Origin of the sequence: Xylanimonas ulmi (assembly GCF_004216535.1) — a bacterium.
Lineage (GTDB): Bacteria > Actinomycetota > Actinomycetes > Actinomycetales > Cellulomonadaceae > Xylanimonas > Xylanimonas ulmi.
Genome location: NZ_SGWX01000001.1, coordinates 164,448 through 188,884 on the forward strand (window position 1 = coordinate 164,448; position 24,437 = coordinate 188,884).

20 protein-coding genes are annotated in these 24,437 nt (G+C 73.4%); 10 read left to right on the plus strand and 10 right to left on the minus strand.

What is annotated here, in order from left to right; translation table 11 throughout:
- Positions 1-123: 123 nt before the first annotated feature.
- The 3 genes from EV386_RS00700 to EV386_RS00710 all read right to left on the minus strand — a co-directional run bounded on the left by EV386_RS00700 (position 124) and on the right by EV386_RS00710 (position 4,303).
- The gene (locus EV386_RS00700) at positions 124-2,718 is read right to left on the minus strand and encodes an ABC transporter permease (RefSeq protein ID WP_130411412.1); all 2,595 of its coding nucleotides are present in this window, start codon (positions 2,716-2,718) and stop codon (positions 124-126) included.
- A complete protein-coding gene (locus EV386_RS00705; RefSeq protein WP_130411414.1) occupies positions 2,718-3,563 on the minus strand; it encodes an ABC transporter ATP-binding protein in 846 nt (281 codons plus the stop codon). The genes EV386_RS00700 and EV386_RS00705 overlap by 1 nt, the downstream gene beginning before the upstream one ends.
- A 128-nt stretch (positions 3,564-3,691) precedes the next feature.
- Positions 3,692-4,303 (minus strand): TetR/AcrR family transcriptional regulator, encoded by a 612-nt coding sequence (locus EV386_RS00710; RefSeq protein ID WP_130411416.1) that lies wholly within the window; start codon positions 4,301-4,303, stop codon positions 3,692-3,694.
- Between the two features lie 62 nt (positions 4,304-4,365).
- On the opposite strand from EV386_RS00710, the gene EV386_RS00715 reads away from it, so the two are divergent.
- Positions 4,366-5,646 carry an alpha-amylase family protein gene (locus EV386_RS00715; protein WP_130411418.1) on the plus strand — a complete coding sequence of 427 codons (1,281 nt, stop codon included), beginning with the start codon at positions 4,366-4,368 and terminating at the stop codon, positions 5,644-5,646.
- A gap of 120 nt (positions 5,647-5,766) precedes the next feature.
- On the opposite strand, the gene EV386_RS00725 is transcribed toward EV386_RS00715, so the two are convergent.
- Both EV386_RS00725 and EV386_RS00730 read right to left on the minus strand, forming a co-directional pair.
- Positions 5,767-6,519, minus strand: coding sequence for a response regulator (locus EV386_RS00725; RefSeq protein ID WP_130411420.1), 753 nt, complete (start codon positions 6,517-6,519; stop codon positions 5,767-5,769).
- Positions 6,516-8,012, minus strand: coding sequence for a sensor histidine kinase (locus EV386_RS00730; RefSeq protein ID WP_130411422.1), 1,497 nt, complete (start codon positions 8,010-8,012; stop codon positions 6,516-6,518). The genes EV386_RS00725 and EV386_RS00730 overlap by 4 nt, the downstream gene beginning before the upstream one ends.
- A 175-nt stretch (positions 8,013-8,187) precedes the next feature.
- Between EV386_RS00730 and EV386_RS00735 the strand changes: the two genes are divergently transcribed.
- The 4 genes from EV386_RS00735 to purE all read left to right on the plus strand — a co-directional run bounded on the left by EV386_RS00735 (position 8,188) and on the right by purE (position 12,126).
- Positions 8,188-8,871 (plus strand): response regulator transcription factor, encoded by a 684-nt coding sequence (locus tag EV386_RS00735; protein ID WP_130411424.1) that lies wholly within the window; start codon positions 8,188-8,190, stop codon positions 8,869-8,871.
- A 3-nt stretch (positions 8,872-8,874) separates the two neighbouring features.
- Entirely contained in the window at positions 8,875-10,212 is a 1,338-nt protein-coding gene (locus EV386_RS00740) for an ATP-binding protein (protein WP_130411426.1), read from the plus strand.
- A gap of 56 nt (positions 10,213-10,268) precedes the next feature.
- Positions 10,269-11,468, plus strand: coding sequence for a 5-(carboxyamino)imidazole ribonucleotide synthase (locus EV386_RS00745; protein WP_130411429.1), 1,200 nt, complete (start codon positions 10,269-10,271; stop codon positions 11,466-11,468).
- Between the two features lie 142 nt (positions 11,469-11,610).
- Positions 11,611-12,126 (plus strand): 5-(carboxyamino)imidazole ribonucleotide mutase, encoded by a 516-nt coding sequence (purE, locus tag EV386_RS00750; RefSeq protein ID WP_130411431.1) that lies wholly within the window; start codon positions 11,611-11,613, stop codon positions 12,124-12,126.
- A gap of 175 nt (positions 12,127-12,301) precedes the next feature.
- Here purE and EV386_RS00755 read toward each other — a convergent pair whose 3' ends face one another.
- The 3 genes from EV386_RS00755 to rfbB all read right to left on the minus strand — a co-directional run bounded on the left by EV386_RS00755 (position 12,302) and on the right by rfbB (position 16,475).
- Positions 12,302-13,987 (minus strand): LCP family protein, encoded by a 1,686-nt coding sequence (locus EV386_RS00755; protein WP_130411433.1) that lies wholly within the window; start codon positions 13,985-13,987, stop codon positions 12,302-12,304.
- 4 nt (positions 13,988-13,991) lie between these two features.
- On the minus strand, positions 13,992-15,356 hold the full coding sequence (locus EV386_RS00760; protein WP_242607764.1) for an LCP family protein: 1,365 nt from the start codon (positions 15,354-15,356) through the stop codon (positions 13,992-13,994).
- Positions 15,357-15,479: 123 nt separating this feature from the next.
- Positions 15,480-16,475, minus strand: a complete 996-nt coding sequence (gene rfbB, locus EV386_RS00765) for a dTDP-glucose 4,6-dehydratase (protein ID WP_130411435.1) — start codon at positions 16,473-16,475, stop codon at positions 15,480-15,482.
- Positions 16,476-16,677: 202 nt separating this feature from the next.
- Here rfbB and EV386_RS00775 point away from each other — a divergent pair, with 202 nt between their 5' ends.
- On the plus strand, positions 16,678-18,975 hold the full coding sequence (locus EV386_RS00775; RefSeq protein ID WP_165399790.1) for an N-acetylmuramoyl-L-alanine amidase: 2,298 nt from the start codon (positions 16,678-16,680) through the stop codon (positions 18,973-18,975).
- 4 nt (positions 18,976-18,979) lie between these two features.
- Here the strand turns inward: EV386_RS00775 and EV386_RS00780 are convergent, their stop codons facing one another.
- Both EV386_RS00780 and EV386_RS00785 read right to left on the minus strand, forming a co-directional pair.
- Complete coding sequence (locus EV386_RS00780) at positions 18,980-19,393, minus strand: DUF2304 domain-containing protein (RefSeq protein WP_242607765.1); 414 nt, start codon at positions 19,391-19,393, stop codon at positions 18,980-18,982.
- An 8-nt stretch (positions 19,394-19,401) separates the two neighbouring features.
- The gene (locus tag EV386_RS00785) at positions 19,402-20,094 is read right to left on the minus strand and encodes a glycosyltransferase family 2 protein (RefSeq protein ID WP_130411442.1); all 693 of its coding nucleotides are present in this window, start codon (positions 20,092-20,094) and stop codon (positions 19,402-19,404) included.
- An 83-nt stretch (positions 20,095-20,177) separates the two neighbouring features.
- Here EV386_RS00785 and EV386_RS00790 point away from each other — a divergent pair, with 83 nt between their 5' ends.
- From EV386_RS00790 to EV386_RS00805, 4 genes are all read left to right on the plus strand, one after another.
- The gene (locus tag EV386_RS00790) at positions 20,178-20,774 is read left to right on the plus strand and encodes an acyltransferase (RefSeq protein WP_130411444.1); all 597 of its coding nucleotides are present in this window, start codon (positions 20,178-20,180) and stop codon (positions 20,772-20,774) included.
- Positions 20,771-21,868 (plus strand): DegT/DnrJ/EryC1/StrS family aminotransferase, encoded by a 1,098-nt coding sequence (locus EV386_RS00795; RefSeq protein ID WP_130411446.1) that lies wholly within the window; start codon positions 20,771-20,773, stop codon positions 21,866-21,868. Before EV386_RS00790 ends, EV386_RS00795 begins: the two co-directional genes overlap by 4 nt.
- Positions 21,868-22,854: a Gfo/Idh/MocA family protein gene (locus tag EV386_RS00800; protein ID WP_130411448.1), complete on the plus strand. Its 987-nt coding sequence runs from the start codon at positions 21,868-21,870 to the stop codon at positions 22,852-22,854. Before EV386_RS00795 ends, EV386_RS00800 begins: the two co-directional genes overlap by 1 nt.
- 385 nt (positions 22,855-23,239) lie before the next feature.
- Positions 23,240-24,415: a glycosyltransferase gene (locus EV386_RS00805; protein ID WP_130411450.1), complete on the plus strand. Its 1,176-nt coding sequence runs from the start codon at positions 23,240-23,242 to the stop codon at positions 24,413-24,415.
- Positions 24,416-24,437 lie beyond the last annotated feature (22 nt).

The window sequence follows — 24,437 nt, forward strand, 5'->3', positions numbered from 1 at the left end:
CCCCGGATCGCCCCTGTGGACAGCGGAAGCCCCGCCGGGCGCCGCCGCGGGCACGGCCGAGCCCGGGCGCGCGCGAGGCCCCCCGCCGCACGGGCGGGAGGCCTCGGACGCGCCCAGCCGGCGCTACTCGGTCGCGAGCGCCGCGACGGGCGAGGGGCGCACCGCGGAGCGTCCGGGCGCCACCGAGGCGACCAGCCCCGCGGCCAGCGCGATCGCGGCGACCAGGGCGACGTCGCGCCACGGCACCGCGAGGCGCACGTCGCCGATGGAGCCGAGCGCCGCGAGCGACCCGCCCCAGCCGTAGACAAGCCCGAGCGCGATGCCGAGCACAGCCCCGACGCCCGCGATGAGCATGCCCTCGACGGCCAGCATCCAGCGCAGCTGCCCGCGCGTGACGCCGATGGCCCGCAGGGTCGCCGACTCGCGGCGCCGCTCGAGCACGCTCAGCGACAGCGTGTTGGCCACACCGATGAGCGCGATGACGACGGCGACGGCGAGCAGTCCCACGACGACGCCCAGCGCGGTGTCGATGACGCTCTCGAACGACGCGCGCTCGACGGCCGCGCCCTCGACCGAGATCTGCGCGTCGGCGTCCGCCACGGCGTCCTGGATCGCGGCGACGGCGGACACGTCACCGCTGGTGAGCGCGACCCACAGCCGAGAGGCGTCGGGGTGGGCGTCGAGCGTCGCGAGGTCGGCGGGCACCACCATGAGGTCGGTGACCGCGCCGATCGGCGCGGTCGCGACGGTGAGCGTCTCGCCGCCGTCGGGCCCCTGGAGCGTCAGGTGGTCGCCGGCGGCCAGGCCCCAGGCGTCGGCGAGCGAGTCGGCCGCGAGGACCGTGCCGGGCGCGAGCGCGTCGAGCGCGGACCCGTCGGCCAGCGTGGCGCGCGCCTCGGCGGCGTCCACCCCCACGACGTGGGCGCTGACGGGCTCCGTCCCGGCGGGCGCGGCGCCCGCGGCGACGTGGCCCGCGGCGTCGAAGTACCGGTCGATGGTGACCTGCGTGGACGCGGGCTGGGCGATCGACGCCACGCCGTCGACGCCCCTGACGGTCGCGACGACGGCGGCCGGCACCGACGGCGCCGAGTCCTCGCCGCCGTCGAGCGCCACGAGGGCCACGTCGACGGGGTACTGCGTGTCGAGCAGCGCCGTCAGGCTCGTGCGGGCGCTGGCCGCGCCGGTCGACATCATCGCCACGAGCGTGACGCCGATGAGCAGCGCGGTCGACGTCGCCGCGGTGCGCCGCGGGTTGCGCAGCGTGTTCGCGGCGGCCAGGCGCGCCGTCGGTCCGGTCAGGCCCACGAGGCGCCCGGTGAGCGCGGTGACGCGCGGCAGCCAGAACACCGCCGAGACGGCGACGCCGACGAACGACAGCGCGCCGCCGGCGACCCCGGCGAGCAGCCCGAGCTGTGGGTCCTCCTCGACCGTGCCGAGCGCGGCGCCGGCGCCCAGGAGGGCGAAGCCGCCGAGGATCGCGAGCACGGAGAGCACCAGGCGCACGCGCCCGGCCGAGCCCTTCTCGACCGACGGGCCGGTGTCGGGGCGCAGCGCCGCGAGCGGCGCGACCCGTGTGGCGGCGCGCGCGGGCACGAGCGCGGCCAGCACGGTCACCGCCGTGCCGACCAGCACCGGGATGACCACGACCTGCCAGGTGACGGTGATCGCCGAGGGCAGGAACGGGGCGGCGTCACCGTTGCTCGCGACCAGCAGCGCGAGCTGGCCGAGCCCGCAGCCGACCAGCACGCCCGCGAGCGAGGCGGCCACGCCGAGCATGGCGGCCTCGAGCAGCACGCCCGCGCCGACCTGCCGCTTGCCCGCGCCCACGGCGCGCAGCAGCGCGAGGGTGCGGGTGCGCTGGGCGACCAGCACCTGGAAGGTGTTGGTGATGACGAGCCCGGCGACCAGCAGCGCGATCGCCGCGAACGTCAGCACGAACACGAGGAAGATGACGTCCTGGCCGCCGGTCATCGCCCGGGCGGTCGCCGCGGCGTGCTCGGCGGGCGTGACGACCTCGGCGCCCCGGGGCAGGGCCTGGGCGAGCGCGGCGCGCACCTCGCCGAGCGAGGCGCCGTCGGCCAAGAGCACGGAGACCTCGGTGACCTGCGGGTCGCCGCCGCGCTGGGCCGCGGCCCGCTCGGCGAGCGTGGCGGCGTCCAGGACGGCGGCGCCGCCCTGCATGCCGTAGGCGTTCTTGGGGTCGGCGACCAGGCCGGTGACGGTGAACTGCTCGGTCTGGGTCTCGCCGTCCTCGTCCCAGGTCTCGACGCCGACGTCGGAGCCGACGCCGACGCGCAGGCGCTCGGCGACGTCGGGCGGCAGCGCGACCTGGCCCGGCCCGGTCGGCCACGCGCCCTCGCTGAGCTCGAGCGGCATGAGGCGCGGGTTGGCGGTCGTGCCGATGACGCCTTGGTAGATGGTGCGCCCGCCTCCGGTGAACAGCTCGGACGAGACGATCTGGTCGGCGGTGGCCGCCACGCCCGGCGCCGTGCGCAGCGCCTCGCGCTGGGCCTGCGTCAGCGGGGCGCCGACGGGGGCTTTGACGACGAGGTCGGCGCTCGCGTACTGCGCGGCGATCGCGTCGTACGTCGAGCGGGTGATGAGGTTGCCGGCCAGGAGGGTCGCGGCGACGAACGCCGTGCCGATGAGGATGGCGACGCCGGCCGCCGTGAGCCGGCCGACGCTGCGGCGCATCTGCGCCAGGGTCAGGCGCAGCATCACGCGCCCGCCTTCGCGCCCAGGCCCTCGGCGTCGTCGAGGGGCTGTTCGAGCGAGCGCAGCGCGTCGAGTCCGGCGAGCACCGCCTCGGGCGTCGGGTCGGTGATCTCCCCGGCGATGCGCCCGTCGGCGAGCAGGACGACGCGGTCGGCGTAGGCGGCCGCGGCCGGGTCGTGCGTGACCATGATGATGGTGCGGCCCAGCTCGCGCACCGAGCGGCGCAGGAACGAGAGCACCTGGGCGCCGGAGCGTGAGTCGAGGTTGCCGGTCGGCTCGTCGGCGAAGACGACGTCGGGCTTGGCGATGAGCGCGCGGGCGATGGCGACGCGCTGCTGCTGGCCGCCCGACATCTCGGCGGGGCGGTGCTCGAGGCGGTCGGCGATGCCGAGGGTGCGGGTGAGCGTCGCGAGCCACTCGCGGTCGACCTTGCCGCCCGCGAGCTCGACGGGCAGCGTGATGTTCTTCTCGGCGGTGAACATCGGCAGCAGGTTGAACTGCTGGAAGACGAAGCCGACGCGGTTGCGGCGCAGCAGCGTGAGCTCCTTGTCGCCCAGCCCGGTGATCTCGGTCGAGCCGATGAAGGCCTGCCCGCTCGTGGCCGAGTCGAGGCCGGCGAGCAGGTGCATGAGCGTCGACTTGCCCGAGCCCGAGGGGCCCATGATCGCGGTGAAGCGGCCGGCCTCGAAGTCGACGTCGACGGCGTCGAGCGCGCGCACCTGCGCGGCGCCGCGGCCGTAGGTCTTGGCGAGCGAGCGCGCCCGGACGGCGGCGACAGAGCGGGGGGAGCCGCCGGACGCGGCGCCCGAGGCGGCGTCGGCGAGCGGGACGAACACGGTGGTGTCCACGGGGTTCTCCGGTTCGAGTGAGGGATCGGTGCGGAACACCTCGAAACTACGGAGCGTGGCGGGGGCGGGGCGTCGCCCCTGAGGCTGGTCCTGGCGGGACTCAGGTCATACCCAGGTCGTACGCGCCGTCATCCGCCCCAGTCGCCCAAGGCGCCCTGTAGGGCGCCGAGCGCGGCCTCGACGAGCGGCCACCGGTCCTCGGGCGGGCAGCCCTGCTCGGCCCAGCGCGCGCAGGCCGACTCCAGGAACCCGAGGTAGCCCCACAACGCGTATTCGAACCGCCGGTCGACGCGGTCCGCGAGCAGGTCGCGCAGCCGCGTGGCCTGCTCGGCGCGCGCCTGGCGGCGCACCTGTGCGACGACGGCGGGCTCGTCGCCGGGGCGCAGCACGGCCCCGGCCCATGCGTGCGGGTGGGCGGCGACGTCGTCGAGCTGGACGAGCGTGACGGCGCGCACGCGGTCGCGGCGCGGCACGCCGGGGCGCAGCGCGGCGACGGCGGCCTCTTGGCGTGCGGCGAGGTCGGCGACCGTGTGGCGCACGACCGTGGCGTACAGGTCGTCCTTGCCGGCGAAGTACCGGTAGAGCAGCGCCTCGGAGGCCCCGGCCCGCGCGGCGACCTGCGTGATGGTGACCTGCGCGTAGGGGGCGCGCGAGAACTCCTGCGCGGCGGCCGCGACGATCGCGGCCCGCCGTGAGTCGGGGTCGAGCCGGCGGCGCGGGCTGGCGTCGGTGCGCGTCACGTTGCCCAGCCTACGAGAGCGGGCTATGGTCACTAGTGAATCCCATTCACTAAGGAGCTGGCATGGCCTCTCACGCGGCCTGGTCCGAGCACGCGGTGCTCTGGCACGTCTACCCGCTCGGCTTCTGCGGGGCGCCGATCCGCCCCGAGCGCCCCGAGCCCGCCCCCGTCCACCGCCTGCGCCGCCTGACCGCCTGGCTCGACCACGCCGTCGCGCTGGGCGCCTCGGCGCTGCTGCTCGGACCGGTGCACGCCTCGGCGACCCACGGCTACGACACCCTCGACCACCTGCGGCTCGACCCGCGGCTGGGGACCGAGGAGGACTTCGACGCCCTCGTGGCCGCGTGCCACCAGCGCGGCCTGCGCGTGGTGCTCGACGCCGTCCTGAGCCACGTCGGGCGGGAGCACCCCGCGCTCGTGCGCGCGCTGCGCGAGGGGCCCGGCAGCCCGGACGCCGCGCTCTTTGACATCGACTGGGACGCGCCCGGCGGGCCTGCACCGCGCGTCTTCGAGGGGCACGGCTCCCTCGCGCGCCTCGACCACTCCGGCCAGGCCGCGCGTGAGCACGCCGTGCGGGTGCTGACGCACTGGCTCGACCGCGGCGTCGACGGCTGGCGCCTGGACGCCGCCTACTCGGTGCCCACCGACTTCTGGGCCGACGTCGTCGCGGCCGTGCGCCGTACGCACCCCGACGCGTGGCTCCTCGGCGAGGTCATCCACGGCGACTACGCGGGCTTCGTGCGCGCCAGCGGCGTCGACACCGTCACGCAGTACGAGCTGTGGAAGGCCGTGTGGTCCTCGCTGCGCGACCGCAACCTGTACGAGCTCGACTGGACCCTGCGCCGGCACTGCGCGCTGCTGGAGGAGTTCGTGCCGCAGACGTTCGTGGGCAACCACGACGTGACCCGCATCGCGTCGCTCGCCGGGCGCGACGGCGCTCTCGTGGCGCTCGCGGTGCTCATGACGGTCGGCGGCGTCCCGTCGGTCTACGCCGGCGACGAGCACGGCTTCACCGGGGTCAAGGAGGAGCGGCTCGGGGGAGACGACGCCGTGCGGCCCGCGTTCCCCGACACCCCGGGCGAGCTGGCGCCCTGGGGGATGGACGTGCTGCGCGCCCATCAGGACCTCATCGGGCTGCGCAGGCGCCACCCCTGGCTGACGACCGCGCGCACCGAGGCCGTCGAGCTGAGCAACACGCGGTTCGTCTACCGGACGGTCGCGGCCGACGGCGGCGCGTCGCTGCGCGTCGAGCTCGACGTCGCCGACACGCCGCGCGCGGTGGTCCGCGCCGCCGACGGCGCACAACTGTGGCCCCTGCCCACCGCCCCCACCGCTGGTGGTTGAGCCCGTCGAAACCACCCCACCACCCCACCGCTGGTTGAGCCTGTCGAAACCACGCGACCCGAACGTGGTGGTGGTTTCGACAGGCTCAACCACCGGGTGGGGCTCAACCACCGGGTGGGCTCAGGCGCCGGGGCGGACCAGGCCGGTCTCGTAGGCCACCACCACCGCCTGCACGCGGTCGCGCGCGCCGAGCTTGGCCAGCACCCGCCCCACGTGCGTCTTGACGGTCGCCTCGGCCACGAACAGGTCCGAGGCGATCTCGGTGTTGGACCGCCCGCGCGCCATGAGCACCAGCACCTCGCGCTCGCGGTCGGTGAGCGTGGCGAGGGCCTCGTGCTCGGGCGTCGAGGCATCGGCGGTCGGCTCGGGCAGCGCCGTGACGAGGTGTTCGAGCAGTCGACGTGTCGAGGACGGCGCGATGACCGCGTCACCGTGGTGCACGGTGCGGATCGCCGTCAGCATCTCCTCGGGCGGCGCGTCCTTGAGCAGGAACCCCGACGCCCCGGCCCGGATGGCCTCGAGCACGTACTCGTCGAGGTCGAACGTGGTCAGCACGACGACGCGCGGCGCGTCGGGCGCCTGCGTCAGCCGCGCGGTCGCCGTCAGCCCGTCCATGCGCGGCATGCGCACGTCCATGAGCACGACGTCGGCGGGCACAGGCAGCACGCCCAGCACTCGCAGCGCCTCGACGCCGTCGCCCGCCTCGGCGACCACGGTGAGGTCAGGCTGGGAGTCGATGACCATGCGGAAGCCCGCGCGCACGAGCTGCTGGTCGTCGATCAAGGCCACCCGGATCGGCCCGCCGTCGCCGTCCCCGGAGTGCTCGCGGACGCCGATGTCGGCTCCCCGCGCGTCGTGCGCGCTCGTGCTCATGCCGGCTCCCTTGTCTCGGTCGTCGCGTCGGTCGCGTCGGTCGTCTCGCTGCTCCCGGTCCCACCGGTCGCCTCGCCGGGCCTGATCTCAGCGGGCCTGATCTCAGCGGGCCTGGCCTCAGCGGGCGCAGTCGGGCTGGGCGCGGTCGGGCTGGGCCCGGCCTCGGCGGGCCGCGACTCCGGCGGCAGCGGCATCGCGAACCGCACGCGCCAGCCGCCCCCGGGCCGCGGACCGGCCGTCGCCGAGCCGCCGAACAGGGCCGCCCGCTCACGCATGCCCAGCAGGCCGTAGCCGGGCCCGCCCGGCTGGGCGTCGACGGCCGCGGCGCCACGCCCGTCGTCGGAGACCTCAAGCTCGACGCCCGCCGCGGCCCAGCGCACGACGACGGTCACCGACACCCCGGGTCCGGCGTGCTTGCGCACATTGGTCAGCGCCTCCTGGCACACGCGGTGCAGCGTCAGCCCGGCCCCGGGCGGCAGGCGCCGCGGCTCGCCGACGCGCACGAGCGACACCTGTGTGCCGGCGTCGCGCGCCTGGTCGATGAGCGAGCCGAGGTCGGCGTCGTCGAGCGGCGCGGCGATCGGGGTTGGCTGGTACGCCTGGCCGGCTGGCGTGGCGCCCGCTCTGGCGGCGCCTGTCCCCGTCGCGGCGGTCGGGGACATGCCGGGCTGGGGCGCGCGCGGCGCGGCGGCGCCGTCGTCCGAGCGCAGCACCCCCAGCAGGCGCCGCATGTCGGCGAGCGCGGCGCGCCCGGTCTCGGAGATGACCTCCAGCGCCCGCCCCGCGGCGCCCGGGTCGCCCACCGCGGCGTAACGGCCGCCGTCGGCCTGGGCGATGACGACCGACAGCGAGTGGGCGACGATGTCGTGCATCTCGCGCGCGATGCGGGCGCGCTCGGCGGCCGTGGCGAGCTGCGCCTGCTGGTCGCGCTCGATCTCCAGGCGGCGGGTGCGGTCGTGCAGGGCTTCGAGCATTTCGCGGCGGGCGCGGCGCATCAGGCCGAACGCCCACGCCGACAACGCCATGATGGATGCGACAACCGTCACGCCCACCAGGTCGGCCTGCGCCGCGCGGCCGCCCGCCTGGTAGGCCATCGCGGCGCCGAGCAGCGCGGCGCCGCCCAGCGCGGTGACCATGGCGGCCCGGTGCGCCCAGACGGGGCCGTTGACGGTGACCGAGTAGAGCGCGATGAGGATGGCGAAGTCCGCGGGCAGGATGAGGGGATTGCCCGTGAGCACGTGGGCGAGGGCGACCGCGGCGACGGCCGCGGTGGCGGGCACGGGCCGCACGCGCCGCCAGGCGAGCGGCACGACGAGCAGCGTCGACCAGATCAGCGCCGCCAGCGGGCTCTCGTACGTCACGAACCGGGCGGCGCTGCCGAACGCCACGACCGAGAGCGCCACGGTCGGCAGCCCGAGCGCGACGGTGGCCACCACGTCGACGCCGAAGCGGTGCGCCTCCGCCCAACGCACGAGGCGCTCGTACCAACTCATGGACATCGAGGCTAGGGTGTGAGGCGTGCGGGCGCGTCAGCCCGCGGGATGGTTCGGCGCGCGAAGCGTCATCCCTGGGGTGGGTGAGGCCCGTGGGTGACACCACCCGCCGGGTTTGCGGCGTGGCGTCGCAACGACGGCCTGACGCCTGCCTGGATGCCGCTACCATGGCGGAATGACCCACGTGCTGCTAGCTGAGGACGACCCGGCGATTGCCGAACCCTTGGCCCGGGCCCTCACTCGTGAGGGTTACGACGTGATCGTGCAAGGAACTGGTCAAGGCGCCCTCGACAATGTGGGCACCGCGGACGTCGTCGTCCTCGACCTGGGCCTTCCGGACATGGACGGGCTCGATGTCGCGCGCAAGGTGCGCGCCAGCGGCCTGACCGTCCCGATCCTCGTGCTGACGGCCCGTGCCGACGAGGTGGACCTCGTCGTCGGCCTCGACGCCGGCGCCGACGACTACGTCACCAAGCCGTTCCGCCTGGCCGAGCTGCTCGCCCGCGTGCGCGCGCTGCTGCGCCGCACGCACGGCGAGGTCGCGGACGAGGAGGAGCTGCGCGCGCAGGACGTGCGCGTCGACGTCTCGGCGCACCGCGCGTTCCAGGGCGACCGCGAGCTGCACCTGACGACCAAGGAGTTCGACCTGCTGCGGGTGCTGGTCGCCAACGCCGGCTCCGTCGTCGTGCGCGACACGCTCATGCGCGACGTGTGGGGCTCGGACCCGGTCGGCTCGACCAAGACGCTCGACATGCACGTGTCGTGGCTGCGCCGCAAGCTCGGCGACGACGCGAACTCGCCTCGCTACGTCTCGACCGTCCGGGGGCTCGGCTTCCGCTTCGAGGCCGGGGCGAGCTGACCCGTGCGTCGGCGGGTCCTGCTGTCGACCATCGCCGCCGTCGCCGTAGCGGTCATCCTCCTGGGAGTGCCGCTGGGCTTCTTCGGCGCGCAGATCGTCATGAACAACGAGCGGCAGCGCCTGTCGGACCGCCTCGACCGCCTGGTCAGCAACGTCCAGACGGCGCAGGAGGGCGCGTACGCCATCCCCGAGGCGGCGATGCGCCGCGCCGTCGAGGGGCGTGAGGGCGACATCCCCGCCTACGTGAGCGTCGTGCTGCCCGACGGCACGCTGGTCGAGGCGGGAACGCCCGTCGACGGCCCCGACATGACGGTGGGCGCGACGACGTCGCTGGCCGCGAGCGTCTCCCTGTCGGTGTCGAGCGTGTCGACGTGGATCAGGGCCGCGTATGTGGTCACGCTCGTGGTCGTGGCCGGGGTCGTGGCCATCGCCGCGGGCGTCGCGGTCGCGGTGTGGCAGGCCAACCGGCTCTCGGCGCCCCTGGTGTATCTGGCGGCCTCCGCAGAGCAGGTCGCCAGCGGGCAGGTGCGCCCGCGACTGGAGCCGAGCGGTGTCGAGGAGATCGACCTGGTGGCCGCCGAGCTGGCCCGCACGAGTGACCGGCTGGCCGCCCGCCTGGCCGCCGAACGGCAGTTCACCTCCAACGCCTCGCATCAGCTGCGCACGCCCCTGACCGCGCTGACCATGCGCTTGGAGGAGATCCAGGCGGCCTCCAAGGATCCGGACGTGCAGGAGGAGGCCCGCATCTCGCTGGAGCAGGTCGAGCGCCTGGTCGCCGTCGTCGACGACCTGCTGGCGGCCTCGCGCCGCTCCCAGGGCGGCACGACCGAGCCGGTGCTGCTGATCGACGTCGTGCGCCAGCAGGAGGAGGAGTGGGGCCCGACGTTCGCGCGCGAGGGCCGCCGCCTGGTGCTCGACGTCGCGCCCGACCAGCGCGTGCTGGCCACGCCGGGGGCGCTGGCGCAGGTGCTCGCCACCCTCATCGAGAACTCGCTGCGCCACGGCGACGGCACGACGACGGTGCGCTCGCGTCCCTCGGGGACCACGGGCGCCGTGCGTGTCGAGGTCACCGACGAGGGTCCGGGGGTGCCCGACGAGCTCGCCGGGAAGGTGTTCGAGCGTGGCGCGACCTCGGGGGCGGGCACGGGCCTGGGGCTCGCGCTGGCGCGTGACCTCGCGGCGGCCGACGGCGGCCGGCTGGAGCTCGCGCAACGCCGCCCGCCGGTGTTCGCGCTGTTCCTCGCGGGGGTGCCCAAGACCCTCGACCCGGGGGTGGTGCTGCCGCCTGGCACAACCATCTCCTCGCACGGGAGACGCGGACGGCGGCGCGCGAGCGGCTGACGCGTGCCTGGACCCGGATCAAGGGCCGTGCCCGTCGGCGGGTAGCCTGGTCACCCGTGACAGCACCTGTGATCGCCGTGGTCGGCGGAGGACAGCTCGCCCGCATGATGGCCCCGGCGGCCGGAGAGCTCGGCGTCCACCTGCGTGTTCTGGTCGAGGAGCCCGGCAGCTCGGCGGCCCAGGTCCTCGCCGACGCCCCCGTGGGCGCCGCATCCGACGAGGCCGCGATCCGCGCGCTCATCGCGCCCGGTGGCGACGACGCCGCGCCCGCCGCCGTCCTGACCTTCGAGCACGAGCACGTGCCCAACGCCCTGCTGCGGGACCTGCTCGAGCACGGCACCCCCGTGCGGCCCGGCCCCGACGCGCTGGTGCACGCGCAGGACAAGATCGTCATGCGCACGCGCCTGACGCAGCTCGGCCTGCCGTGCCCGCGCTGGGCGCCGCTGCCGCTCGACCCGGACGCCGCGCGCGCCGCGCTGGGGGAGTTCCTCGCGGGCGCCCCGGACGGCGAGGCCGTGGTCAAGACCTCGCGCGGCGGGTATGACGGCAAGGGCGTGCGCGTGGTGTCGGCCGCGAGCGACGTCGACGACTGGATCGCCGCCGCGGCGGCCGGCGCCCCGCAACTTCTGGTCGAGGAGAAGGTGCCGTTCACGCGTGAGCTCGCGGCGCTGGTGGCCCGGCGCCCCAGCGGCGAGGTGCGCACCTGGCCCGTCGTCGAGTCGATCCAGCGCGACGGCGTCTGCTCCGAGGTCATCGCGCCCGCGCCGGGCATCTCGGCCGAACTGGAGGCGCGCGCCGAGCAGATCGCGCGCGACGTCGCCACGGGCGTCGGGGTGACCGGGGTGCTGGCCGTCGAGCTGTTCGAGTACCCGGACCCCGTCACTGGCGAGCCGAACGTCGCCGTCAACGAGCTGGCCATGCGCCCGCACAACAGCGGGCACTGGACCATCGACGGGGCGGTGACCAGCCAGTTCGAGCAGCACCTGCGCGCGGTGCTCGACCTGCCGCTGGGCGCGACCGAGGCGACCGCGCCGTGGACCGTGATGGCCAACGTGCTGGGCTCGTCGCTGACCGAGCTGACCGACGCGCTGCCGCAGGTCATGGCCCGGTTCCCCGAGGCGCGCGTCAACCTGTACGGCAAGGGCATCCGCGCCGGGCGCAAGCTCGGCCACGTCAACGTGAGCGGCGCCGACCTCGCGCAGGTGCGCAGCCGCGCCGTCGAGGCCGCCGCCCTCCTGCGCGGCGAAACCCTCTAGCCCCGACCCCGCCCCGGTGGTTGAGCCTGTCGAAACCACCCGCCCCACCCCGCCCCGGTGGTTGAGCCTGTCGAAACCACCCGCCCCGTACCCTCAAGGTGGTTTCGACAAGCTCAACCACCGCGCCCCCGAAGGAGCCCCCATGACCACCCACCCCGTCGTCGGCATCGTCATGGGGTCGGACTCCGACTGGCCGACCATGGAGGCCGCCGCCACGGCGCTCGACGAGTTCGGCGTGCCGTATGAGGCCGACGTCGTCTCCGCCCACCGCATGCCCGTCGAGATGGTCGAGTACGGCCGCTCGGCCTCGTCGCGCGGTCTGCGCGTGATCATCGCCGGCGCGGGCGGCGCCGCGCACCTGCCGGGCATGCTCGCCGCGGTGACGCCGCTGCCCGTCATCGGTGTGCCGGTGCCGCTGCGCTATCTGGACGGCATGGACTCGCTGCTGTCGATCGTGCAGATGCCCGCAGGAGTTCCGGTCGCGACGGTCTCGATCGGCGGGGCGCGCAACGCGGGGCTGCTGGCGGCGCGCATCCTCGGCGCCGGGACGAGCGAGCAGGACGCGGCGCTGCGGGCGCGCATGGAGGAGTTCCAGGCCGAGCTGGGCGAGGTCGCGCACGCCAAGGGCGCGGCGCTGCGCGAGCGCCTCCGCGGCTGACCCACCCCGGGGCCCCGGTGGTTGAGCCTGTCGAAACCACCCCAGCTGCCGGGTCTCGACAAGCTCGACCGCCGGGTTGGCTCGACCGCCGGGTTGGCTCGACCGCCGAGTGGGCTCGACCGCTGGGTTGGCTCGACCGCCGGGTCCAACCGGTCGCCGAGCGGCCCGAGGGCCCTCAGCTCGGCATGCCCCCGACCTGCCCCGGCGTCAGGTTTCCGTCGCGCAGGTCGGCCCAGAGCTGGGCGTTGCGCTCGGCGTCGAGTTGGACGGTGGAGCCGACGCCGCCGCCTGGCCGGTAGTTGACGCTGGCGATCCAGGGCGTCCCCGTCACGCCGCCGGGGCCGTTGGCCGCGCGGAACGCGAGGGCGAGGCCGACGAAGTTGAGGATGTTGGTGTCCTCGTCCACGGTCAGCGCGCCGAGGCCCGCGTCCGCGAGTGACACCTGCGCGCTCGGACGGAAGATGAGGCCCGGGTCGGCGACCTTGCCGGTCACCGCGCTGATGAGCTGCCGCTGCCGCTCGGTGCGCCCGATGTCACCCTGCGGGTCGGAGTAGCGCATGCGGGAGAACGCGATCGCCGTCGCGCCGTCGACGTCATGGCAGCCGCTGGTCCACTGCAGCCCGCTGTTGGCGTCGTTGACGTCGAGGTCGAGGCACAGGTTGACGCCGTCCACCGCGTCGACGACGTCGGCGATGCCGCCGAACCCGACCTCGACGTAGTGGTCGACGGTGAGGCCGGTGAGGTGCTCGACAGTCGCGACCAGGAGCGGCGCGCCGCCGAACGCGAACGCGGCGTTGAGCTTGTTGGAGCCGTGCCCCGGGATCTCGACGAACGAGTCGCGCGGCAGGCTGAGCAGCGCCGCAGGCCCGCTCGAGGGCTTGTGCAGCAGCATGATCGTGTCGGTGCGCGCGCCCGTGGTCTCGTCCTCGATGCCGCCGCTGCCGCGCGCGTCCGAGCCGGCGAGCAGGTAGGTGGTGCCGGGTGTGCCGGGCGCGCCCGAGAGCGCCTCGATGTGCTGGATCTTGCCGTTGGCCCAGATCAGCAGGCCGACCGGCCAGGCGAGCACGAGCACGAGCACGACGGCGGCCACCGCCGCGATGACGCGGCCCTTGCGCCGCCGACGACGGCCCGGGGCGGCCGTGAGGGGCGCGCCGTCGGCGGAGGCGGGGCGCGACAGGCGACCGGCTGCGACGGAGCGGGTGCCGTGGGGGTGCGCGGCGCCTGAGGGACGGGCCGCGCCGTGGGGGCGCGCGGTCCCGGCGGTTCGGGAGGCGCCGGCGGTTCGGGGGGCGCCTGCACCCCGGGGGGCGTCGCCGGACGCCGTCGGACGCCCGTCGGCCGCTCGGCCAGCGTCGACGGTGCGGCCCGCGTCGGCCGAACGGCCCGCGACGGCGCGCGGCGCTGCCGCGGATGCCCCGTCGGCGGCCTGCCGTCGGGGTGGGATCGCCCGCGGGGCTCCCGCGGGAGAGGGGCCCTGTGTCGAGGGACGCTGCGCCGAGGGACGCTGCGCCGAGGGACGCTGGGGAGCGGCGGACGGTGCGGCGTCGTGTTGCTCGCCGCCGCGCCGCTCGGACCCGCGGGGCGTCGCACCGCTCGCGCGCGGCGTCGCGCCCGGCGGGAAGGCCTGGGGGCGGGCGATGCGGGGGCGGCGCTCGGGCGGGGTCACGGGGACCTCACGCGAGGACTGACGGCGCACGCGGGGGGAGTCGCCGCCGACGACGGCGTCGTCGGGCTCGGTGGCGCGAGGCGCAGGCGCGTCGCCGCGCCGCCCGTGGACGGGCACGGCGCCGTCAGGCCCAGGCGGACGCTGTCGGGTTCCCGAGGGGCTGAAGGACGGGGGGATGCGGGGGGTGTCAGTCATGGCCTCACCCACAGACCGAGGTGACGTCGGCGCCCGTGAAGGCCTCCTTGCCAGCCTGCTTGGTCTCTGTCGGAGTCGGGGTCGGGGTGGCGTCGGCCGCAGGGGGCGCAGCGTCGTCGGGCTGGTCGGTCGGCGACTCGTCGGGCGCGGCGGCCGAGCCGGCGGCGTCGTCGGCCGGGGCGGGGCTGGTGACGCCGCCCGCGGGCGTGCCGACCGGCACGTCGTTCCGCATGTTCTCCCAGACGACGCCGGCCGCGCTGGTCCACACGACGGTGTTCTTGTCGGCGGGGTTGGCGCCCCACGGAACGGTCATGAACGTGATGGTGTCAGGCCGCACGTTGCGCAGGCTGTAGGCGAGGCCGGTCAGTCCGGTCAGCGAGGCGAAGTTGCTCGACATCGTGAGCGACTGCGTCACCGCGTTGAGGAACTGGATCAGCGCGGGGGAGTCGGTGAGCATGTTCTTGCTGAGCACCTCGCGCGCGAGCGCCGCCATCATCTCCTGCTGGCGGCCGATGCGGCTGGTGTCCGAGCCGTCGCCCAGGCCTTGGCCGGTGCGCGCGCGGGCGTACTGGAGCGCCTGAAGCCCGTCGAGGGTCTGGTTGCCCGCCGCCAGGCGCAGGTGGTCCGCCTTGGGCGAGTACACCTCCTCGGGGATGCACATCGTGACGCCGCCGAGCGCGTCGATCATGTTCTTGAACCCGGCGAAGTCGACGACGATGAAGCCGTCCATGCGCACGTTCGTGAGGCTCTCGATCGTGGCCATGGCGCACAGCGCGCCGGACTGCACGTCCTTGCCGTAGGCGACGCCCTGCGCGAAGGCCGCGTTGAACCGTGTGCCCTTGAGCGCCGGGGCGAGCTTGCCGTCCGACGTCGGGCACTGCGGAGTGTTGACGATCGAGTCGCGCGGGATCGAGACGAGCTCGACCCGGGTCCGGTCGGCGGAGATGTGCATGACCATCGTCGTGTCCGACCGCATGCCGTCGTTCGCGCCGCCGAGGTCGGCGTTCTCACCGCTGCGATCGTCACTGCCCATGAGCACGATGTTGAGCGGGGTGCCGGCGTTGGGGTCCTCAGGCTCGACCACCGTGGGGCGCTCGACGGCGGCGAGCGCCTCGTCCGCGTCGACCGTCTCGATGTTGCCCGTGAACTTGATGGCCGCCGCCGCGCCGCCTCCGAGCGCGAACGCCAGGACCGCCGTCATGCCCATCGCCACCACGCGCAGCACACTGTGGTGGCGCAGTGTGCGGGCGTGGGAGGGCCGACGCGGTCCTGCGGGATCGCCCGCGTCAACGAGGGCGCCGGGCGCCAGCGCGCGCACGTGCCGGGGCGCGTTCCGGTGCGCCGCGTGGCGTCGGTTCGGGCTGGTCACGGTCGTTGAGCATACGTGGGCCGTGTTACCGGCATCGGTGCCGACGGCGTTCAGACGGTGCAGGGTTTGTGAAACGAACACACGACTCGGCCCCGCACCCGAACGGGTGCGGGGCCGAGGAGGTCACTGGCCCTGGGCCGCGTACTTCGCCTCGGTGGCCTCCTTGGCCGGCCGCCACCACGCGTCGTTGGCGCGGTACCAGTCCACCGTCGCCTCCAGGCCCGTGCGGAAGTCCGTGTACCGCGGGGTCCACCCGAGCTCATCGCGCAGCTTGGTCGCGTCGATCGCGTAGCGCAGGTCGTGGCCCGGGCGGTCGTTGACGTGCTCGAAGTCGTCCTTGTCCAGCCCGAAGATCTCCAGGAGCGTCTGTACGACCTCCAGGTTGTTCTTCTCGCCGTCGGCGCCGATGAGGTACGTCTCGCCGATGCGGCCCTTCTCGATGATGGCCCACACCGCCGAGTTGTGGTCCTCGACGTGGATCCAGTCGCGCACGTTCTGGCCCGCGCCGTAGAGCTTGGGGCGCACCCCGTCGATCAGGTTCGTGATCTGACGCGGGATGAACTTCTCGATGTGCTGGTACGGCCCGTAGTTGTTCGAGCAGTTGGAGATCGTGGCCTGCACGCCGAAGCTGCGCACCCACGCGCGCACCAGCAGGTCCGATCCCGCCTTGGTCGACGAGTACGGCGACGACGGGTTGTACGGCGTCGTCGGCGTGAACTTCGCCGGGTCGTCGAGCTCAAGGTCGCCGTAGACCTCGTCCGTCGAGATGTGGTGGAAGCGCACCCCGTGCTTGCGGACGGCCTCCAGCAGCGTGAACGTGCCGACCAGGTTGGTCTGGACGAACGGGCTCGGGTCGTTGAGCGAGTTGTCGTTGTGCGACTCGGCGGCGAAGTGGACCACCAGGTCGCTGTTGGCGACGAGCCCGTCGACCAGCGGCGCGTCCGTGATCGAGCCCTCGACCAGCGTGATCTTGTCGGCCACCGGGGCGAGCGAGGCGCGGTCACCCGCGTAGGTGAGCGCGTCCAGGACGGTGACCTGGACCTCCGGGCGCTCGCGGACGGTCTGGTGGACGAAGTTCGAGCCGATGAAGCCGGCTCCGCCGGTGACGAGCACGCGCATGGGAAGGTTCTCCTGGGGGAAGGGCGGTCAGGGCCAGCGTATCGGAGTGGCCACGCGCACGGTCCTCGCGCGTCAGCGGCAATCGAGGAATGGCCGACGTGGGCGTGTGGTGTTGCCCGTTCGCGCTTCACAGCGTTCACTCAGGCACGACCGAAGTGTGCAGGAGGGTGATCTCATGGGTTGTCGCAAAGCGGCGGGATCTGTGGCGGTATGCGCTGTCGTCGTCATTGCCGGGTGCGGCGGGCCGGCCCCGCTCGGCGCCGTCGAGCGCGGCGGGTCGGCCAGAGCGCTGAGCGTGGCGGTGGCCGATCCGGATCCGTCAGATCCGCCGACGATCACCGAGATTCCGGTCGTCGTCGGCGACGAGGTGACCGCGGCGCTCGACGCCGGGCCCGCCCTGCCAGCGGCCGACGAGCTCGACGCGCAGGTCGAGGTGGTGCCTGACGTCCTGGCGGCCACGCCGCCCACGGTCTCCGCGCTCGCCGACGGCACGCCCATGGAGCTCGACACCCTCGACGCGGAGGACCGCGCGGCCGGACCGACCGTTGAGAGCGACACGACATTCCAGACCGTGGCGGTCACCTGGCCGAGCGACGCGCAGGTCGCCCCCGAGCTCCAGGCGCGGGTCCGCGGGCAGGACGGCGAGTGGAGCCGGTGGTTCCCGCTCGAGGACGACGGCGCCGCCCCGGACCCCGGCTCGCCCGACGCGCTGCGGGAGACGCGCGCGGGGACTGACGCCATCCACGTCGGCGACGCGAGCGCCGTGCAGGTCGCCACCGTCGGGCCAGCCGACGAGTCGCTCAGCGTCGACGGCGTGAGCCTGACGCTGATCGGATCGCAGGCGCCCACGGCGGGCCTCCACGCCTCGGCTCAGAGCGCCGTCCACCGGCCGGGTGGGCCGAGCGTGGTGTCCGACATCGCGTCGGGTCCGATCGTGCGGCAGGCTGCGGCGAGGCCAGCGTTCGTGACGCGGGCGCAGTGGGGCGCCGCGGCCCCCACGTGCGCCTTGGACTCGGCGCCGGCGCTGCGGGGCGCCGTCGTCCACCACACGGCTGGCGGGAACTCGTACTCGACGCAGGCACAGGCCATGCAGCAGATTCGCAACGACCAGGCGTACCACATGGGCACGCGCGGATGGTGCGACCTCGGGTACAACTTCGTCGTCGACAAGTGGGGCACCTTGTACGAGGGCCGCGCAGGCAGCATGGACTCGGCGGTGGTCGGGGTCCACGCCTCCGGGTTCAACACGGGGTTCGTCGGCGTGTCGTTCCTCGGGAACTACGACACGGTGGGACTCCCGGCCGCCGCGCTCGAGACCGCCGGGCGCGTCATCGGCTGGAGGCTGGGCGCGTACGGCGTCAACCCGAATGGCACGGGCACGTTCACGATCTCGGTTGCGGGCACGAAACTCCCGATCGGGTCACAGGTGAGCCTTCCGCTGGTGATGGGCCACAAGGACGTCTCCTCGACGGCGTGCCCAGGCCGGTACGTCTACCCGAGCGCCGGTCAGGCGGGGACGAACCTCATGCCGTCGATCAGGGCGATCGCCGCGGCCAACCTCGGTCCGGCGCTCAACCCGCCGCCGGTGGGCGCGCTCGACGTCGTGACGCAGGTCGCCCACGGGTCGGTCATTGTCGCCGGGTGGGCCTTTGACGATGACGCGGCCACGATCCCGATCCATGTCTACGTCGACGGAGCGATCGCCGTCGGGACGACGACGGGACGCGAGCGGCCCGACATCACCGCGATCTTCGGCAAGCCGGGCGCGGGCTACTCGGTGACGATTCCCGTGAGCGACGGGACTCGCGAGGTGTGCGCCTACGCGATCAACGTTCCGGCGGGCGCCAACGCGCTGCTGGGGTGCAAGACGGTCGCCGTGCTGTCGAACCTCCAGCCGACCGGCGTGCTCGACGCGGTGACCGCGGCCCAGGGGTCGATCTCGGCCGTCGGGTGGGCGTTCGACGAGGACACGCAGGAGTCGATCCCTCTGCACCTCTACGTCGACGGCAAGATCGCCGCGGGTGTCACGACGGGCGGAGCCAGGCCTGACGTCGAGGCGGCGACGGGTCGCGCCGGCGCCGGCTTCTCGTTCGACGTGGCCGCGTCCATCGGCACTCACAACGCGTGCGTCTACGCCATCAACGTGCCGGCCGGGCTCAACGTGCTCCTCGGATGCCGCACGGTGACGCTCGCCAACGCGCAGCCCTTCGGGTTTCTCGACGTCGTCTCGGCGTCAGGCGGCACGATCACCGCCGCCGGCTGGGCCATCGACCACGACGCGGCGTCGATCCCGGTCCACGTCTACGTGGACGGCGCGATCGTCGGGCAGGTGACGACCGGCGCGGCGCGGCCCGACGTCGAGGCGGCCTTCGGGCGAGCGGACGCGGGGTACACCATGTCCTTCCGCGCCGCGCCGGGCGCGCGGCAGGTGTGCGTCTACGCGATCAACGTGCCGACGGGTCTCAACACGCACCTGGGGTGCATGTCGGTTCGGGTGTGACGGGTCAGGCGCCGGGCTCGTCGGGAGCCGGGGTCGGAGAGATCGGCCGGTCGGTGTCGGGTCGGGCCGGGCCGGGCGCGTTGAGCGGGGTCGAGGTCTCCGCCTCGAGGATCGCCAGACGTCGTGTGGTGAGCGTGATCATGCGCGCGAGCTCGGTGGCGCGCCGGGAGTTCATGGCGAGCGACCCGATGAACGCGACGACCAGCGCGTAGAGCAGGAGATCGGCGCCGCGCCCGACGCCCAGGAGTTGAGCGAACCGGCTCAGCAGGTTGGGGAACGCGATCGCGACCATGGAGGCGATCGCGAACACGAGCAGGAAGAGGCGCCTGAACGCCATGTGCCGGGCGTTGCTGGTGCTGCGCCCGAGCAGGACCACCAGCAGGAGGATGGCGGTGACGAGGAGGAACTGGATCAGCATCGGCGGACCTACCGGAACATGAGGTCGACAAGGATGTTGACGGAGTTCCACAGACTCTGTCCCTTGCCGCGCGAGTAGTCGGTGTACAGCACGTGGACGGGGTACTCGGCCCACGGGGCGCGAGTGCGCCCGAGCTGCCGCACGATCTCCGTGGCGTGCGCCATGCGGTTCTGGTGGAGATCCACCTGCGCGGCGACGTCGGCGCGGATGACTCGCAGGCCGTTGTGCGCGTCGGTGAGGCGCATCCCGGTGCTGTGCCGGGTGAACCAGGCCGCGAATCGCAGCACGAGCCGCTTGAGCGTGCCCGTGTCCGTCCGGTCGTCGAGGAAGCGGGAGCCGAAGACGAACCCGAGGTCGTTGGTCGCGGCGAGGCTCAGCATCGCGACGGCGTCCTCCACTTGGTGTTGCCCGTCCGCGTCGAACGTGAGGACGTAGGCGGCGCCACGGCGCAGGGCGAACTCGATCCCCGTCTGGAGCGCGGCCCCTTGGCCGAGATTGGTCGCGTGGCGGACCACGACGGCGCCGGCCGCGCGGGCGAGGTCGCCCGACGCGTCGCTCGACGCGTCGTCGACGACGACGACTGGGAATCCCGCCGCGCGAACCTCGTGGACGACACCGCCGATGACAGGGCCCTCGTTGAATGCGGGCACCACGAACCACGCGTCGGCGCGCCGAAACTCGGCTGCGGTGGCTCGGGGCATGCGAGCATTCTGCCAGGGTCGCCAAGCCGGCTCCTGATGCCGGGCTGCGAGCCCTCCAACGCTTTCGAAGTCGAAGGAGTCATATGGCTGTGCGAATCGTGCCGAGCGCCGACGTGTCCGACGACGCCGTCATCGGCGACGGGACGTCCGTCTGGCACCTGGCCCAGGTGCGCGAGCAGGTTGTCATGGGTAGGGGCTGCGTCGTGGGCCGGGGCGCCTACATCGGCACGGGCGTGCGGATGGGTGACCACTGCAAGGTCCAGAACTACGCCCTCGTCTACGAGCCGGCGGTGCTCGGCGACGGGGTGTTCATCGGCCCGGCGGTGGTGCTGACGAACGACACCTATCCTCGCGCCATCAACCCGGACGGCTCGCTCAAGAGCGCCGACGACTGGCACGCGGTCGGCGTGACCATCGGGAAGGGCGCGTCGGTCGGCGCGCGGGCGGTGTGCGTCGCCCCGGTGACGATCGGCGCCTGGGCGACGGTCGCCGCCGGCGCCGTGGTGACGCGCGATGTCCCTGCCCACGCGATCGTCATGGGCGTCCCCGCGCGCCAGGTCGGGTGGGTGGGACGCGCCGGAGTGCCGTTGGAGCAGGCAGACGGCGCGTGGGTCTGCCCGCAGACGGGTACGGTCTACGAGGAGTTTGAGGACACGATCCGAGAGGTGGCCAGCAAGTGAGCACGTTCATCCCGGCAGCGAAGCCGATCGTTGGTGACGAGGAGCGTGAGGCCGTCGACCGCGTCCTGCGCAGCGGCATGATCGCCCAGGGCCCTGAGGTGGCCGCGTTCGAGCAGGAGTTCGGCGCACAGATGGTCGGCGGGCGCGCCTGCGTCGCCGTCAACTCGGGCACGGCGGGGCTGCACCTCGGACTGCTCGCCGCGGGCGTCGGCCCCGGCGACGAGGTCATCGTCCCGTCCTTCACGTTCGCCGCGACGGGCAACTCGGTCGCGCTGGCCGGCGCGACCCCCGTCTTCGCCGACATCGACCCGGTGACGTTCTGCCTGGCCCCGGAGTCGGTCGAGGCGTCGATCACCGAGCGCACCAAGGCCGTCATGCCCGTGCACCTGTACGGCCACCCGGCTGACATGGACGGCTTCGCCGCGCTCGCGGACAAGCACGGCCTCGCGGTGTTCGAGGACGCGGCGCAGGCGCACGGCGCCACGCTGCACGGCAAGCCCGTCGGCTCTTTCGGCGCCTTCGGCATGTTCAGCCTGTACCCGACCAAGAACATGACGTCAGGCGAGGGCGGCATGGTCTCGTGCGCCACCGACGAGATCGCCCGCAACGTGCGCCTGCTGCGCAACCAGGGCATGGAGCGCCAGTACGCGAACGAGCTCGTCGGCTTCAACGCGCGCATGACGGACATCCACGCCGCCATCGGCCGCGTGCAGCTGACCAAGGTGGACGCCTGGACGCAGCAGCGGCGGGCGAACGCCGCATTCCTCGACGCGAACCTCGAGGGCGTCGTCGTGCCGACCATCGCGGCGGGCGCGACGCACGTCTACCACCAGTACACGATCCGTGTCGCCGAGGACCGCGACCGTGTCGTGGCGGCGCTGCGCGAGGAGCACCAGGTCGGCTCGGGCGTCTACTACCCGATCCCGAACCACCGCCTCGACTCGCTCAAGCACTTCGCACCGGGCCTCGAGCTGCCCGAGACGGAGAAGGCGGCGGCCCAGGTCATCTCGCTGCCGGTGCACCCGTCGCTCACACCAGGCGACCTCGAGCGCATCGTGCACGCGGTCAACACCGTTGTGAAGGCGGGCGCCTGATGGGGAACCTGCGCGCCGGACTCCTCGGCATCGGCTCGATGGGCCGTCACCACGCGCGCGTGCTGCGGGAGATCGACGGCGTGGACCTGGTCGCCGTCGCGGATCCGGGCGGCGACAAGTTCGGCGTCGCACGCGACCTCGAGGTGCTGCCCGACGTCGAGAGCCTGATCGCCGCCGGACTGGACATGGCGATGGTGGCCGTGCCGACGGCGTTCCACGAGGACGCCGCGCTCAAGCTGGCCGCCGCAGGCGTGCACACGATGGTCGAGAAGCCCATCGCGAACACGTCCGAGGAGGGCGAGCGCATGGCCAAGGCGTTCGCCGAGGCCGGCCTGGTCGGCGCCGTCGGGCACGTCGAGCGCTACAACCCCGCGCTGCAGGAGCTGCGCCGCCGCATCGAGGCCGGAGAGCTCGGCGAGGTCTACCAGATCGCGACGCGCCGCCAGGGCCCGTTCCCGGCGCGTATCGCCGACGTCGGCGTGATCAAGGACCTGGGCGCGCACGACTTCGATCTGACGGCGTGGGTCGCGCAGAGCGAGTACGCCTCGCTGTCGGCGCAGACGACGCACCGCTCAGGCCGCGAGCATGAGGACATGGTCGTGGCCACCGGCAAGCTCGCCAACGGCGTGATGGTCAACCACACCATCAACTGGCTCTCACCCATGAAGGAGCGCCTCACGGTCGTGACGGGTGAGCGTGGCGCCTTCGTCGCCGACACCTCGACCGGTGACCTCACCTTCTTCGCGAACGGCGTGATCCCGACCGAGTGGGAGGCCGTCACGGCGTTCCGCGGTGTGTCCGAGGGCAACATCACGCGGTTCGCGTTCGCCAAGCGTGAGCCGCTGCGGGTCGAGCAGGAGGCGTTCCGCGACGCGGTGCTCGGCAAGCCGGCGGACATCGTGACGATGGAGCAGGGGCTCAAGACGCTGCGGGTGTGCGAGGCCGTGCTCGAGTCAGCGAGAGATGATCGGACGCGCACGTTCTGAGTTGCCGGGTCTGAATGCCGCGAGAGCGGGGTTGGCCTTGTCGAGCCGACCCCGCTCTGCGTTGGTCCGGTCGGCGCCCAGGCACCGCAGGGCTACGTGAGAGTCGGCCCCAGAGGCGGTCCTGTGGCCCAGAGACCGGTCGGACCTGATGAGGGTTCATCGGCAACTGGGCGGACCGCTGCGGTGGCGCGAAAAGCTCGGTTCCGAGAACGACCAGGGATCCGGAGCACGCGGCCCGGCCGCGGCAGAGACGCCGCTGGTGTGCTCGACAGGCCAGTCGAGCACGCACGTGCGCTCGAGGACCGCCTCGACCCGCGGATCGCCGCCTTCGCCGCGGACTCGACGCTTGCTCCTGGGTAGCGCAGCGGCACCGTAGAGTCTTCCCGTGAGTCATACGCCGCGAGTCATCATCGCGACACGGATCTATCAGCCAGAGGCGGCTGCGGCGTCGTTCCGGCTCGCGGCTCTCGCGACGGCGCTTGTGAGTGCCGGTGCGGACGTCACCGTGCTGACCACACGGCCACCACGGGGCTTCGCGCTGACCGATTCAGGTCCCGTCCGCGTGCGGAGGGCGCGCGTGCTGCGCGACTCGCAGGGCTACGTCCGTGGATACCTGCAGTACATGAGTTTTGACGTTCCGTTGTTCTTCCGGCTGCTGTTTTCCCCGCGCCCTGACATTGTCGTCGCCGAGCCTCCTCCCACGACGGGGCTCGTTGTGCGGTGGGTGTGTGCGCTAAGACGTGTCCCCTATGTGTACTACGCGGCCGACATCTGGTCTGACGCATCGGCCTCGCTCGATGCGCCAGGTGTGGTCGTGAGGCTCCTGCGCGTTGTGGAGTCAACGGTGCTACGGGGTGCTCAGAGCGTGATCGCCGTCACTGGCGGGCTCGCCGCGCGGGCGCGTGACTTGGGCGCGCGGCGCGTCGAGGTGGTGCGCAACGGCGTCGACACCGCGGTGTTCAGTCCGGACGGCTCCACGTCCTCGGAGGCCCCCGTGCGGGCGTACGCGGTCTACGCGGGCACCGCGTCGGAATGGCAGGGGGCTGAGGTGTTCGTGCAGGCGATGCGCCAGGTCCTGACTCGTGTCCCGGAAGCGTCGCTCATCTTTATCGGCCAGGGCAGTGCTTGGGACGGGATCGCTGAGACGGCACACGCTTTGCCGGATGGTGGGCGCTGCGTGCGGATGCTCGGGCCGGTGCCGCCGGCGGAGGTGTCGTCATGGTTGCGGGGGGCGCGTGCGGCGCTCGTGAGCTTACGCCCCGGCCAGGGTTACGACTTCGCCTTCCCGACCAAGGTGCTCGCTGGACTCGCATCGGGTGCGCCGGTGCTCTACGTCGGTCCCGGCGAGGCCGCCGAGACGATCACGCGTGTCGGGCTCGGCCGGGCCGTCCCGTTCAAGGTCGACGCGGTCGCGAACGCGCTCGCCGAGATGCTGGCCCAGCCCGTTCTGGAGGAGGAGAGGCGGCGGCTGTCGACGTGGGTGGAGGCGAACCTCTCCGCTAGCAAGATGGGGTCGGACGCGGCACGCTGCGTTCTTGCCTCTGTTCGGCGGCAGCCATGAGCGGTGTGCTGGCCCAGGTCAC